At 64.1% G+C, this 13,187-nt stretch carries 10 protein-coding genes; 5 read left to right on the forward strand and 5 right to left on the reverse strand.

Annotated features, from left to right (window positions below):
* Positions 1-186 precede the first annotated feature (186 nt).
* Complete coding sequence (locus tag Q0S16_RS19135) at positions 187-792, forward strand: nuclear transport factor 2 family protein (protein WP_295851536.1); 606 nt, start codon at positions 187-189, stop codon at positions 790-792.
* A gap of 189 nt (positions 793-981) precedes the next feature.
* A complete protein-coding gene (locus Q0S16_RS19140; protein WP_295851539.1) occupies positions 982-2,511 on the forward strand; it encodes a class I adenylate-forming enzyme family protein in 1,530 nt (509 codons plus the stop codon).
* 44 nt (positions 2,512-2,555) lie between these two features.
* Here Q0S16_RS19140 and Q0S16_RS19145 read toward each other — a convergent pair whose 3' ends face one another.
* Both Q0S16_RS19145 and Q0S16_RS19150 read right to left on the reverse strand, forming a co-directional pair.
* On the reverse strand, positions 2,556-2,771 hold the full coding sequence (locus Q0S16_RS19145) for a SlyX family protein (RefSeq protein ID WP_295851542.1): 216 nt from the start codon (positions 2,769-2,771) through the stop codon (positions 2,556-2,558).
* A complete protein-coding gene (locus Q0S16_RS19150) occupies positions 2,764-3,564 on the reverse strand; it encodes a rhodanese-related sulfurtransferase (protein ID WP_295851546.1) in 801 nt (266 codons plus the stop codon). The genes Q0S16_RS19145 and Q0S16_RS19150 overlap by 8 nt, the downstream gene beginning before the upstream one ends.
* Positions 3,565-3,743: 179 nt before the next feature.
* Here Q0S16_RS19150 and ggt point away from each other — a divergent pair, with 179 nt between their 5' ends.
* A complete protein-coding gene (gene ggt / locus Q0S16_RS19155) occupies positions 3,744-5,330 on the forward strand; it encodes a gamma-glutamyltransferase (RefSeq protein WP_295851547.1) in 1,587 nt (528 codons plus the stop codon).
* 73 nt (positions 5,331-5,403) lie between these two features.
* On the opposite strand, the gene Q0S16_RS19160 is transcribed toward ggt, so the two are convergent.
* Complete coding sequence (locus Q0S16_RS19160; protein WP_295851552.1) at positions 5,404-5,619, reverse strand: CsbD family protein; 216 nt, start codon at positions 5,617-5,619, stop codon at positions 5,404-5,406.
* A gap of 170 nt (positions 5,620-5,789) precedes the next feature.
* Between Q0S16_RS19160 and Q0S16_RS19165 the strand changes: the two genes are divergently transcribed.
* The gene (locus Q0S16_RS19165) at positions 5,790-6,329 is read left to right on the forward strand and encodes a cupin domain-containing protein (protein ID WP_295851555.1); all 540 of its coding nucleotides are present in this window, start codon (positions 5,790-5,792) and stop codon (positions 6,327-6,329) included.
* A gap of 166 nt (positions 6,330-6,495) precedes the next feature.
* Here Q0S16_RS19165 and Q0S16_RS19170 read toward each other — a convergent pair whose 3' ends face one another.
* Entirely contained in the window at positions 6,496-7,821 is a 1,326-nt protein-coding gene (locus tag Q0S16_RS19170; protein ID WP_295851559.1) for an amidase, read from the reverse strand.
* A gap of 355 nt (positions 7,822-8,176) precedes the next feature.
* On the opposite strand from Q0S16_RS19170, the gene Q0S16_RS19175 reads away from it, so the two are divergent.
* The gene (locus Q0S16_RS19175) at positions 8,177-10,267 is read left to right on the forward strand and encodes a phospholipase D-like domain-containing protein (protein ID WP_295851562.1); all 2,091 of its coding nucleotides are present in this window, start codon (positions 8,177-8,179) and stop codon (positions 10,265-10,267) included.
* A 162-nt stretch (positions 10,268-10,429) separates the two neighbouring features.
* Here the strand turns inward: Q0S16_RS19175 and Q0S16_RS19180 are convergent, their stop codons facing one another.
* The gene (locus Q0S16_RS19180) at positions 10,430-13,096 is read right to left on the reverse strand and encodes a DUF2339 domain-containing protein (protein WP_295851564.1); all 2,667 of its coding nucleotides are present in this window, start codon (positions 13,094-13,096) and stop codon (positions 10,430-10,432) included.
* Positions 13,097-13,187: the final 91 nt, after the last annotated feature.

The following is a 13,187-nucleotide window of genomic DNA, read 5'->3' on the forward strand; positions in this document are numbered from 1 at the left end:
ACATCGGCCTCGTCGCCAAGCAAGCCCCCAACGCTCTGAACGGAATGGGCATACTCGCCCGGACGTCACCATAGGGCCGCACTGGTTAACGCCGCGTTTACGATTGTCGCGCCGCGCGTTGTCAGCCATAAGGCGGCATTCATTTCTTCCGCCGCGAGGCGGTCTTCGACGATGTGAGGAATATTCATGGACAAGGATCTGCTCGACCGCCTGACGATCCGGCAACTCGTCGACAATTGGGCGCTGTGGCGCGACGCTGGCGATTGGGACCGCTTTCGCACCGTGTGGCACGACGACGGCGTCATGCAGGCCACGTGGACGCAGGGCACCGCCGATGAATTCATCGCCATGAGCAAGGCCGGCTGGGCCAAGGGCGTGTCGATCCTGCATTTCCTCGGTGGGCAATCGATCGATCTGGAGGGCACCCGCGCGATTTCGCAGACCAAGATGACCATTGCCCAGCGCGCGCCGGTGCATGGCGTCGAGGTCGATGTCCGGCTGACCGGGCGGTTCTACGACTTTTTAGAAAAACGACAGGGCAAATGGGGGCTGGTGCTGCGCCAGCCGATCTACGAACAGGATCGCATCGATACGGTGCGACCCAATGCCGAGCTGGTGCTGGATGCCGCGTTGCTGGAGAGCTTTCCTGTGGGCTACCGTCATCTGGCCTATCTGCAGAGTCAGATCGGCTACCAGATCAAGCCGGACATGCCGGGCCTGCGCGGTGCGGCTGTCGAGGCGCTGTATCAAAGTGGCGCAAAATGGCTCAAGGGTGAGGCGCTCGATCGATAAAACGCTCCGTTTGATCCTGCGTCATTGCGAGGAGCCCTTGCGACGAAGCAATCCAGTCTTTTCTAGTGCTTCTGGAGTGCCGCGTCGCGGAGTTTATCATCGGGCCGGCGAAGCCGGACCCGTTGGCTCCTCGCAATGACGGGGTGAGGGCGGTGTGATTGCAACAAAAACAAAAAAGGGAGAAACCACATGTCCGACTTCATCGCGCTTGATGCGCTGGTGCGCGACACGGCGGCGGCAAGGCCGGCCCATACCGCGATCATCGACGATCGGCGAACTCTGTCCTATGCCGAATTCGATGCGCTGATCGATGGCGTCGCCGCCGCGCTGCAGGCCGACGGGTTGAAGCCGCAAGACGTGATCTCGATCTGCGCCTATAGCACGATCGAATACGCCGCCACCTTCCTCGGCGCGTTGCGGGCCGGCATCGCGGTGGCCCCGCTGGCGCCATCATCGACGCCGACTGATTTCGCGGCGATGCTGCGGGATTGCGCTCCGAAAGTCCTGTTCATGGATGAAGCCGCCGCCGCCGTCATGGGCGAGGCCGCGACGTCCGGAGAGAGGCTGCGCGTGGCACTCGACGACAGCGGTTTCGGCCGCGCGTTCAGCCCGTGGTGCGCCGCGCCCGGCAGCAAGCCCGCGCCGGTCAGCATCGATCCGGAATGGGTGTTCAACATCATCTATTCCTCCGGCACCACCGGCACGCCGAAGGGCATCGTGCATTCGCACGCGATGCGCTGGCGGCAATATGGCCAGCTTGTCCCGGTTGGCCACGGGCCGGACGCGGTCACCGTGCTGTCGACACCGCTTTATTCCAACACCACGCTGGTGGCCTTCAACCCCACGCTGGCGGGCGGCGGCACCGTGGTGCTGATGAAGAAATTCGATGCCCGCGGTTTTCTCGAAGTCAGCGCAAAATATCGCGCCACCCATACGATGTTGGTGCCGGTGCAGTATCGCCGCATCATGGCGGTGCCGGATTTCGATCAGTTCGATCTGTCGTCCTATGTGATGAAGCACAGCACCTCGGCGCCGTTCGCAGCCGCCCTGAAGGCCGATGTGCTGAAGCGTTGGCCCGGCGGCCTCACCGAGGTCTATGGCATGACCGAAGGCGGCGCGACCTGCCGACTGCTGGCGCATGAAAATCCGGACAAGCTGCACACCGTCGGGCAGCCGATGCCCGATCACGACATCATTCTGCTCGACGAGGATGGCGTCGAGGTGGCGCCCGGCGAGATCGGCGAGGTGGTAGGCCACTCGCCGAACATCATGACAGGCTATCTCAACCAGCCTGGCAAGACCGCCGAGACGTTCTGGCACGACGCCGCCGGCAAGCGCTTCGTGCGCACCGGGGATGTCGGCCGCTTCGACGAGGACGGCTTTCTCACGCTGATGGACCGCAAGAAGGACATGATCATCTCCGGCGGCTTCAACATCTATCCGAGCGATCTGGAGGCGGTGCTGATCGGCCATGACGACGTGCTGGAAGCCGCGGTTGTGGCGATGCCATCCGAGGAGTGGGGCGAGACCCCGGCGGGGTTCGTGGTGTGCAAGCCTGGCGCGGCTGTCGATGCGGCGGCGTTGAAGACCTTCGTGAACGAACGGGTCGGCAAATTCCAGCGCGTCTCCGAGATCGTGTTCGTCGACAGCCTGCCGCGCAGTGCGATCGGCAAGGTACTGAAACGTGAATTGCGCGATCGGCGACTGGCGGCGGGATAGTCGGCGCGCGTGGCTCTCTCAGGTGTCGTTCAGTGCCCGTACCCTCAATAATGCGGCGGCGGCTCGTTGCTGATGCCGCCGGAGTGGCTTTCGGCTTCCTGCAGCCGCTCGCCCAGGGTGGCGACCTGCCGGGTCAGGCGGTCGATCTGCTGCCATTGCGCGGTGATGGTGGCGTTCAGCGTCTCGATGATCTCGTCCTGATAGGTCAGGCGGGTCTCCAGCGCATCGATGCGCTCGCTCAGGGTTTTGAGGTCAGTCATCGCCGGCCGCTTCTTTCTGCGATTCGAAATCTTCGGAATTGATCGGAAGATCGGGATGCACGGTCGTGCTCTCGACCAGCCCATGGCCGAGCGCGATGCGGCCGTCGAACACGAAGCACTCGCCGCGCCAGCGGCTGTCGGCCTCGGGGATCTGTTCGAGATATTTCAGGATGCCGCCCTTGAGATGATACACATCGGCAAAGCCGTGCGACAGCAGATAGGAGCTGGCCTTCTCGCAGCGGATGCCGCCCGTACAGAACATCGCGATTCGCGTGTGCTTCGCCGGGTCCAGCCTGGCAGTGACAAAATCCTTGAACTGGCCGAAGCTGCGGATGCCGGGATCGACGGCGCCCTCGAACGTGCCCATCGCCACCTCGAAGGCGTTGCGGGTGTCGATCAGCAGCGTGCCGGGGCTTTCGATCAGCGCATTCCAGTCGGCTGGGTCGACATAGATGCCGACCTCCCGGTTCGGATCGGTGCCGGGATCGCCGAGCGTGACGATTTCCTTCTTCAGCCGGATCTTCAGATGCAGGAACGGCATGGTGGTGGCGGTCGAGCATTTCAGTTCAAGGTGATCGAGCCGGCCGCCGAACATCGCGCCGAAGCGCAATTCGTCGATCAGCGCGTCGATTGCCCCGTTTGTGCCGGCCAGCGTGCCGTTGATGCCTTCATCGGCCAGCAGCACGCTGCCTTTCAGGTCGAGTCCAGCGCAGCGCGCACGCAGCGGCTCACGCAGCTCGGCAACATCCGGCAGCGCGGCGAACTGGTAAAAGGCGGCGACCTTGAGCGACATGGCCGGGGTTTATCAGCCGCGCGCGCGGGACGAAAGTGCTTGAAAGTGCGGGTTGGTGGCAACCCGGCGTTGCCGAGGGGACGGCGAGCATTGCCCTGTGGCGTTCAATATGCCAAGAAATCGCAGCCTTCGCGGCGCCCCATCACCCGATCATCAGCGACAGAAGTGAGCATTTTGGCATGAGGAATTTCCATCTCGCCGGCCGTTCCACGGTTCATTCCCAGAACGGCATGGCGGCTTCGTCGCATCCGCTGGCGACGCTGACGGCAATCGAGGTGCTGAAGTCCGGCGGCACGGCCGTTGACGCGGCGGTGGCGGCCTGCGCGCTGCAAGGGGTGATCGAACCGCAATCCACCGGCATCGGCGGCGACTGCTTCGCGCTAATACAGCCGAAGGGCGAGGGCAAGGTGCATTCCTATAACGGTTCCGGCCGCGCGCCGCAGGCCGCGACCGTGGATTGGTACATCGAGCACAAGATGAATGCGATCCCGTCGACCGGGCCGCATTCGGTGACCATTCCCGGTTCGATCGATGCCTGGGCCACGATCCTCAAGGACCATGGCAAGTTCGGCCTCGATACCCTGCTGCAGCCGGCGATCAAGGCGGCCGAAGAGGGCTATGTCGTCGCGCCGCGCATCGCGTTCGACTGGAAGAACAATGTGGAGAAGGTGCGCGCCGGCATCAACGCGCCGCGCTACCTGCTGAAGAATGGCGAGGCGCCGGTCGTTGGCGATGTCATGCATCAGCCCGAACTCGGCAAGACGCTGCGCACCATCGCCAAGGAAGGTCCCGACGGCTTCTACAAGGGCTATGTCGCCGAAGACATGGTGGAGACGCTGCGCAGCCATGGCGGTCTCCACACGCTGGAAGATTTCGCCGCCCACGTCACCGAGCGTACCACGCCGCTGACCACGCAGTACAAGGGCTATGATGTCTGGCAGTGCCCGCCGAACGGCCCCGGCATCACCATGCTGGTGATGCTCAACATCCTCAGCCATTTCGACCTCACCAAATATCCGGCGATGAGCGTCGAGCGCTTCCACCTCGAGGCCGAGGCCGCCCGCATCGCCTATCTGATGCGCGAACAGAACATCGGCGATCCCGCCTATGTCGGCGTCGACGTCGAACGCATCCTGTCGAAGCAATTCGCCGCCGATTGGGCGGCTAAGATCCGCATGGACGGGCTGGTCGATCTGCCGAGCGTGTCGCCGCCGATCAATCCTGAGACCGTCTACATCACCGTGGTCGACAAGGATCGCAACGTCTGCTCGTTCATCAATTCGGTGGCGCATTCGTTCGGTTCGGCGGTGGTCTCCAACACCACCGGCGTGCTGATGCAGAACCGCGGCGCCGGCTTCCGCGTACAGCGCGATCACCCCAATTGCATCGCGCCGGGCAAGCGTCCGCTGCACACCATCATCCCGTCGCTGACCACGCAGAATGGCCGCGCCAAGATGTCGTTCGCGGTGATGGGCGGGCAGTACCAGCCGGTCGGCCAGTGCCGCGTGCTCACCAACATGCTCGATTATGGTCTGGATGTGCAGGAAGCGATCGACCAGCCGCGCGGGCTGCATTACGAGGGCGTTTACACGCTCGAGGACGGGGTGCCGGCGTCAATCGTGGAAGGCCTGCAAAAAATCGGCCACAAGACCGCGCCCTGCGTGGGACCGTTCGGCGGCGCCCAGGCGATCGTGATCGACTGGGACAAGGGCACGCTGACCGGCGGTTCCGAGCCGCGCAAGGATGGCTGCGCGCTGGGCTACTGAGCTGCAGCTTCAGCCTTTCAAACGCAAAAGACCGGCCTTGCGGCCGGTCTTTCCACATCCAGACTAATCTGAATCAAAGCTTCTTGTGGGCCAGTTCGGCTGCCTTGTCGGCAGCGTCCTTGGCGGCCTGCTTGGCATCGCCAACAGCCTGCTGGGCGTGGCCCTTGCCTTCCTGGATCAGACCTTCGCCCTGCAGGCGATCAGATCCGACGGCTTCGCCAATGCCCTGCTTGGCCTTGCCAATCGCTTCGTTGGCGTTACCCTTGATCTTGTCCGTGGTGGCACCCATGGGATACTCCTGTCAGTGAGCGGACAAAAAGTTCCGAACGGATTTTCAGAACGCCTGCCCGTTTGAGCTTCGCCATTACAAGCGTCAGCTCGATTGAATGTTCCTCGCTCTCCGGGATGTGATGCCGCCTCCGTTGCCGCATTTTTTCCGGAACTTCAGAAAGCATCGCGATGTCCGGACACGACCACGACCATCCGCATGATCATTCCCATGATCACCCGGCCGACCACAGCCACGACGATGCCGAGCGCTGGAAGCACGATGGCGTGCGTGTGATCCCCGGCGATCAGCTCGATTCCAACGTGCCTTCCACCGCCGGCATGGACCGCAAGGCCGCCATCAACTTTGCCCGGGTTGGCGCGCAGAAGCTGTGGGCCGGGACGGTGACGATCAAGCCGGACGCCAAGACCGGCGCGCATCATCACGGCCATCTCGAGAGCATCATCTATGTCGTCAAGGGCAAGGCGCGGATGCGCTGGGGCGACGCGCTGCAATTCACCGCCGAAGCCGGCCCCGGCGACTTCATTTTCATTCCGCCCTATGTGCCGCACCAGGAAATCAACGCCAGCCCGGACGAGTTGCTGGAATGCGTGCTGGTGCGCAGCGACGGCCAGGCGGTGGCGATCAATCTCGATATCGAGCCTGCCGAAAAGGTCGAGACCGTGCTGTGGATCGATCCCACCCATCCGGATGGCGGCGTGACGAAGTAGGCCTGGCCCTCCGTCGCAATCGCAAGGACCGCTCGCGACGAAGCAATCCAGTTTTCGCTTGCAGCTTTCTGGATCGCCGCGTCGCGGAGCCTGCCAACGGGCCGGCGAAGCCGAACCCGTTGGCTCCGCGCCGCGACGAGGTTTCAATTGCGACGGTGGAGAGTGGTCAGGATTTTACCGCCGGCAATCCCGGCGAAAACGCCAGCACGGCTTCCACCCACTTCGCCACGCGCAGCAGATGCAGGTCCTGTCTGTAGGCGCCTACCACCTGCAGGCCGAGCGGCAGATGGTTCTTGCCGAAACCGGCTGGTAGCGACAGTGCCGGCACGCCGAGCAGCGTCCATGGCGCGCAATATTCGGCGTCGCCGGTGTATCCCAGGCCCTCGGGCGCCTCGCCGAAGGCGGGCAGCGTTAGTACCGCGTCGAATCCTGCCATCCGCGTGGTGAAATCCGAGCGCAGTTTGGCCTGCAGCGACTTCGCCGCGAGATAGGAGGTGGCGCTGTGGGCTTGGCCTAGCTCGACCAGGTTCTTCAGCTTGTCGCTGGTGCGATCCGGGAACCGCGCGATCAGATCGGCAAAGATCTCTGCGCCCTCCGAGGTGAGGATGGTGTTGACGGCGTCCCAGTTGGTACGATCGAGTTCGGGCAGCTGCAGCTCTTCGACGATGGCGCCGGCGTCGCGCAGCCTGGCCAGCGAGGCATCGAACAGGGCCCGCGCTTCGATTTCGGCCTTGTCCCATTTGGCAAACCGCACCACCGCGAGCCGCGGCGCGGCCAGCGTCTGCAGGCCGTGATCGACGGACACCTCGAAGGTCGGCCCCGGGCGACCATGCGCGTCGCTGTCGCTGCTGCCCATCAGCAGCGACAGCGCATAGGCGACGTCGTCGACGCGGCGGGCAAAGAAACCGACATGGTCGAGCGACGGGCTGAGCGGATGCACGCCGCTGCGCGGGATCGCGCCAAAACTGGGCTTGAACCCGACCACGCCGTTGAAGGCGGCCGGGCGCACCACGGAGCCGAGGGTCTGGGTGCCCAGTGCCAGCGGCACCAGGCCCGCGGCCACCGCAGCGGCGGAGCCGGACGACGACCCGCCCGGCGTATGCCTTGGGTTCCAGGGATTGGTGGTGGGGCCCGGATGCCGCCAGGCGAATTCGGTGGAGACGGTCTTGCCGAAGATTGTGGCGCCGAGGTTGCGCAGCCGCTCGACCACCCAGGCGTCGGCGGCGGGGACGTGATCCTTGTAGACCGCCGAGCCGTTGGTGGTGACCATGTCGGTGGTGGCGATGATGTCCTTGATCCCGACGGGAATGCCCGACAGCGGTCCCGGCTTTCGCGTGACGTCGGTGGGCAGTACCTCGAAGGCCCGCAGCGTGGGCTCGATGGCCTTTGCCGTCTCGAGCTGCGTGGCGGCGTAGGCGTCGGCGGCGCCGTCATTGCCCTTGAACAGGCGCAGCAAATCGAGAACGCCGGCGCCGATGGGAGCGGTGGTCATGTCGTCAGTCCTTAGATGGTATGGGATGTAAACGTCATCGTATCGGCTTTAGCGCGTTTCCGGGACGCGACGCGGCATGTTTGATGCCGCGTCCTGGGCGCATCATGAGCAAGCCGCGTGCCACAGGCCGTGGGCCAGAACCCGGGCGCCGCCGCGCATTGGTGCCGTCAGGTCGCGATCCTCCACTATCTGCAACCTGAAATTGCGATTAGATTGCTGCGATATTCGAGAAGGCTTTTTCATCAGAGCGGTGGAGACAGCGATGGCGGCAAAGGCGATTGCATACGCAAACAATGACGTCGTGCAGATTGGCTGGAGCATCGACGCAAAAATACCCGGTTGTCTTGGATTTGCGGTGTTCCGTCTGCCTGCGGACGTCGACATTCCCGAGGTGCCGCTGACCTCCCATATCGGCTTCGAGGATGGCGACGCCGCGGAATGGGTCGCCAAACCGACGACGTTGCAGCCGATCGCTGCCTTCCGCTGGCGCGATCTCGCGCCGGCGCGGGGCAAGCCGGTTCGCTACAAGATCGTCGCGATGCAGGGCCCCGCCAGCAATCCGCAACCGGTGCCGAATGTCGCGCCAATGATCACCCCGGCGGTGACCGCGACCGAGATCTACGGCAACGTCCGCGTCTACTTCAACCGCGGTATCCTCTCGACCCAGCATCTGTCGCGCGCCCTGATCGCCGAGGGCAAAAAACCCTCGCCAGACGCGCTGCGGCCGCACATCGAAACGGCCGGCGACGCCATCCGGCTCGGATTGACCGGGCAGCTTTTGTCCGGACTGCTGTCGATCATCGATCGCGCCAACAAGGAAGGCGGCAAGTGCTACGCCTCGCTGTATGAATTCACCGATGATGAATTGATTGCGGCGCTGTCCGGGCTGTCGCGCCGCGAAGTGATCCTGTCGAACAATGGCACTGGCGATGACGGGCCGTATGATGCCGGCAATGCCAAGGCCGCGGCCGCGCTCGCCGGCCAGCCGCTGGTCCGGCGCTATATGCCGAAGGGCCAGATCGGCCACAACAAGTTCATCGTCTATGTCGGCCCCGACAACGAGCCGAAGGCGGTGCTGAGCGGCAGTACCAACTGGACCTCGACCGGCCTGTGCACGCAGACCAATAATTGCATCATCATCGAATCCGCCGAACTGGCCAAATTATACCTGGCCTATTGGCACGAGTTGAAAACCGATGCCGAGACCGCCGGCATTCCGGCCGCGCCGGCGCCGATGAAGAAGATCCAGGGCGCGCCGTTGCGTGACGGCGATGCCACCGCGCGTCCGCCGATCGCGATTGCCGGCGGGCCGTCGGCGCAAGTGTGGTTTTCGCCGAACATGCCCGGCTTGATCAGGAAACCGGCCAGATTGCCGCCCGATCTGGGCGTTCTGTTCGATCTGTGCGCGCGTGCCGAGCAGGCCGTGCTGTTCCTGTGTTTCCAGCCGGGCGGCGCCGGCTCGGAGATTTCGACCATCGTCAAATATCTGTCCGGCGTCTCCGACAAGAAGCCCGGCCTGTTGATACGCGGCGTGATCAGCGATCAGAAGGAATCCGAGGAGTTCATGAACTTCCGCGATCCCGACGAGGACGCCGATGTGATCGCGCCGGCGGGCATCCTCGATGGCTTCGCATCCTGGGAAAAGGAATTTTATAAATTCGGCAACGCCATCGTGCATGACAAGATCGTGGTGATCGATCCGTTCTCGCCGACCAATTGCGTGGTGGCGACCGGCAGCCACAATCTCGGCTACCGCGCCTCGCACAACAATGACGAGAACATGCTGATCCTGAAGGGCGACCGGCGCATCGCCCAGGCCTATGCGACCCATGTGTTCGATATCTACAGCCACTATCGCTGGCGTTATTATCAGATGCAGAAGGCGCAGCGGCTGGCCAATGATGCCTGGCAGAAGGCCGGCGGCGACAAGGAGCAGAAGAAGAATTTTCCGGCGTCGAAATTCTTCCAGCAGGTCGTCAGCTGGAAGCACAACGAACCCAATGACAGCTGGCAGGACCGCTATTTCGATCCGTCCAGCATGGCGGGGCTGGAACGGCAGTTCTGGGTCTCCGAAGGTCAGCCGCTGGCGCCGAGAGTACCGAAATTCCCGATCAAGAAGCGGCGCGGCGCCGTACTCGCTCCGACCGTTCCCGCTGCGCCAAAACCCAGGGACAAGATCGCGGCGGCTACGACCTCGGGGAAGAAGGTTACTCCAGCGAAAAAAGCCAAAAAGGCGGTCAAGAAAGCCGTGAAGAAAACGACGAAAACGGTAGCGAAGAAAAAGCCCGTGAAGAAGCCAGCAAAGGCGGGCGCGCGCATGGCCCCCCGGAAGATCGCCAGGAAGAAGATTGTCACGAAAGCAACGAGGAAAGCACCCAAGAAGGCGATGAAGAAAACGGTGAAGAAAACGGTGAAGAAGACCAAACCTGCTTCGAATCGACGTTAGAGCGTAATGACCTGAAGATGAATCGGTGCCCCCCGTCATTGCGAGGTCAGTGATTTGAACTAAACTAAAGTCATCATGCTCTAGAAAAGCATCGTGGTGTCGTCGACCCGCTCCCACCCCCCCCTGTGGCCGGGGTGATCCGGCGGTGGCGTCCCCCGCGGTTCAGGACCCCGGGACCGCCTCTGTTCCCGGGGCAGTTGGCAGCCGCCGGCTGAACAGGATGCGCTGATACAGCCAGCCGATCGCCACCAGCACCAGGCCGAGGCACATGAAGGACAGCGCCCGGTAGATGCCCTCGAGCGACGACATGTCGATCAGGAACGCCTTCAAGATCGTCAGCGCGATGACGACCGCCGAGGCCAGTCGCGCGCGCTGCGAATTGAATGTTACCCCCAGTCCGAGCAGGATCACGCCGAAGCCCAGCCAGACGACCGAGTAGGTGTATTGCTCGGCGTCGGTGGTCGAGCCGCGGGTAAGGATCGGACCGTGATAGAAGCGGCAGACCTGCAGCGTGAGATAGGCCAGCGCCAGAACCAGGGCGAAACCGGCGATGGTGTTGCCATAGGCGACGGCACGACGCCCGGCCACCGCATAGGACAGCAGCAGTGCGAGCACGGCGGGCAGCGCATAGCCGAGCAGGATCTCGTTGAACAACAGTCCGCCGATGTCGCGCGGCCAGAAGATCGGCAGGTCCAGCAGCAGCAAGCCGCCGATGGTGGCGACGCCGGCATAGAGCGTCAGCCCTACAGCGCCGATATTGTGCACGACGCTGTTGGTTCGGATTCTCAGCCGCTCCAGCCCGATTGCCATCGCCAGCGCGACCGAGACCTGCAGGGCGACTTCGACCAGGCCGGCGGAATCGCGATAGACATTGCCGCCATTGATGGCGTGACGGATTTCCATGAAGGCGAGCAGGACGGTGAACAGGATAGCGGCGGATTCCACCATCCGCAACGGCGCGTCGTCGCCGCGACGACGCATCAGCACGCTGGCGCCCCAGAACGCCGCCGCCGGCGTGCCATAACCCCACAGCAGCCAGTTGAAGATCGGCATGCTGCCGACCAGGTCGCCGACCACGCGCGGCTCCCAGCCGGCTCGGGCCACCACGAGGCCCGCGAGGATGGCGGCGAGCCAGCGCAGGAACGGGATTGGGCGTTGCATCGAGATCCACGCCGTGCCCAGCGCCATCAGCGCCAGCGCGATGGTCAGCCAGCCCTTGTCGAGCGCGAAGGTCAGCGCCAGCGCGAGCGCGCCGAGCGTGCCGGTGGCGAACAGGGCCGCGGCAATGGCCTGGCCGGGACGGGCCTCGCGCCTGGTGAGGAGTTCGGTGGCGGCGGCAAAAGCGGCGGCCACGATCACGGCAAGAATGGCAAACGGAATCGAGCGGTCGAGATGCGTGATACGGGCGTACAGCGCGATCAGAAGCGCCAGCGGCGTGAACACCGCGGCGCCCGACCAGATCACCGGAATGATGGCACTGACCGAGCGGCCCTGGGCGAGGAAGCCGGCGACGCCGAAACCAACCGCGAAAATCGCCGCCGATACCAGATGCAGCGACACCGATCCGTCGATCGGGCTGGTGCCCATGCCCGACAGCGGCCCGCCGGGCAGCACCAGCAGATCGGGATTGCCGCGCACCGCCCATTCCAGGAATACCAGCGCGACGAAGCCGGCGGCGACCGCGACGGCGGCGGTGGCGGCTTGCGCGTACCACGCCACGACCAGCGTGCCGGCCACCAGCAGGCCGAACGTCACCATCGCGGTGTCGGCATGAAAACTGCTGAGCACGACCAGCGTGGCGCCGAACAGATAGGCCGCCAGCGCGCCGGACGAGACGCCCTCGATCTTGCCGGGCTCGGCCGGCGGGCCGTACAGCAAGCCGCAGACCACCAGCAGCGTGGCGAGGATGAATCCGGCAATGACGTGGAAGGTGTGCGGCGCGACCTGCGCCGCACCGAGTCCGGGCAGAACCCACAAGGTGCCGAACACAACTGTGGTGATCGCCAGCCAGCGCCACAGCCGCAGCCGTGCCAGGCCGAAATTGGCGGCGGTGACCACCGCGAGATAGAGATACAGCGCCCAGTAATCGGGCTTGCCCGAGGAGACCAGGATCGGGGTGACGAAAGCCGCCGCCATGCCGAGCCCGGCCAGCGCGGGACCATGCAGCAGGGCCGCCGCCATCGTGGCGATCGCGATCAGTCCGAGCAGGATGAAGGCGGTGGCCGGGACCAGGAAGCCGTACAGCGCATAGGCGGCGTAGACGGTGGCGAAGGCGACGGCGGTGCCGGCCGCGGTCAGGATCGCCGGAATATTGGCGATCGGCAGCGTCGCGACCGCCGACAGGCGTTCGTCGCGGCGGCTCCATTCGCCGGCCGCCAGCAGCGCCAGCGCGAACAGCCCGCCCAGCAGCGTGCGGATGCCGGGGCCAAGCAGCCCGGCCTCGATCGAATAGCGCACCATGAAGAAACCGCCCAGCGCCAGCGTCAGGCCGCCCACCCACACCACCCAGCGGGTGCCGATGCGTTCCTCGAAACCGGGACCGGCCGGCTGGACGTTCACGGGTTTCGCAGCGTCAGGGGCGGGCGGGGGCGTTGCGGTGTTCGCGGCCAGGGCCGTCGCGGTCTTGCTGGCTTTCTTCGACACCACCTCCGCCACGTCTGGCGCATCGATCGGCCCCGTCTTCGGCATTGGCGATGGTGCCAGGCCGGCAGCCGCTTCGTAAAGACTCAGACGCGCGCTCAGCGCCCTCACCTCATTGCGCGCCTTGCGCGCGAACAGAAAGGCGACGATCGCAATAACCGTTGTTAGGAAACCGAAATCATCAAACATCGACGCGCATCTTTCTTTTCCTCTCCCGCCAACGCAACTTCGCTGCGCCGGGGAAGAGAAGTGTTGCTCGCATTTCTATGTGCATGCACGG

The organism is Tardiphaga sp., assembly GCF_025356345.1.
Lineage (GTDB): Bacteria > Pseudomonadota > Alphaproteobacteria > Rhizobiales > Xanthobacteraceae > Tardiphaga.

Bases quoted from the DNA above. Each gene is read 5' to 3' on its own strand.
- Q0S16_RS19135 (WP_295851536.1), top strand. From the start codon at position 187: ATGGACAAGGATCTGCTCGACCGCCTGACGATCCGGCAACTCGTCGAC.
- Q0S16_RS19140 (WP_295851539.1), top strand. From the start codon at position 982: ATGTCCGACTTCATCGCGCTTGATGCGCTGGTGCGCGACACGGCGGCG.
- Q0S16_RS19145 (WP_295851542.1), bottom strand. From the start codon at position 2,771: ATGACTGACCTCAAAACCCTGAGCGAGCGCATCGATGCGCTGGAGACC.
- Q0S16_RS19150 (WP_295851546.1), bottom strand. From the start codon at position 3,564: ATGTCGCTCAAGGTCGCCGCCTTTTACCAGTTCGCCGCGCTGCCGGAT.
- ggt (WP_295851547.1), top strand. From the start codon at position 3,744: ATGAGGAATTTCCATCTCGCCGGCCGTTCCACGGTTCATTCCCAGAAC.
- Q0S16_RS19160 (WP_295851552.1), bottom strand. From the start codon at position 5,619: ATGGGTGCCACCACGGACAAGATCAAGGGTAACGCCAACGAAGCGATT.
- Q0S16_RS19165 (WP_295851555.1), top strand. From the start codon at position 5,790: ATGTCCGGACACGACCACGACCATCCGCATGATCATTCCCATGATCAC.
- Q0S16_RS19170 (WP_295851559.1), bottom strand. From the start codon at position 7,821: ATGACCACCGCTCCCATCGGCGCCGGCGTTCTCGATTTGCTGCGCCTG.
- Q0S16_RS19180 (WP_295851564.1), bottom strand. From the start codon at position 13,096: ATGTTTGATGATTTCGGTTTCCTAACAACGGTTATTGCGATCGTCGCC.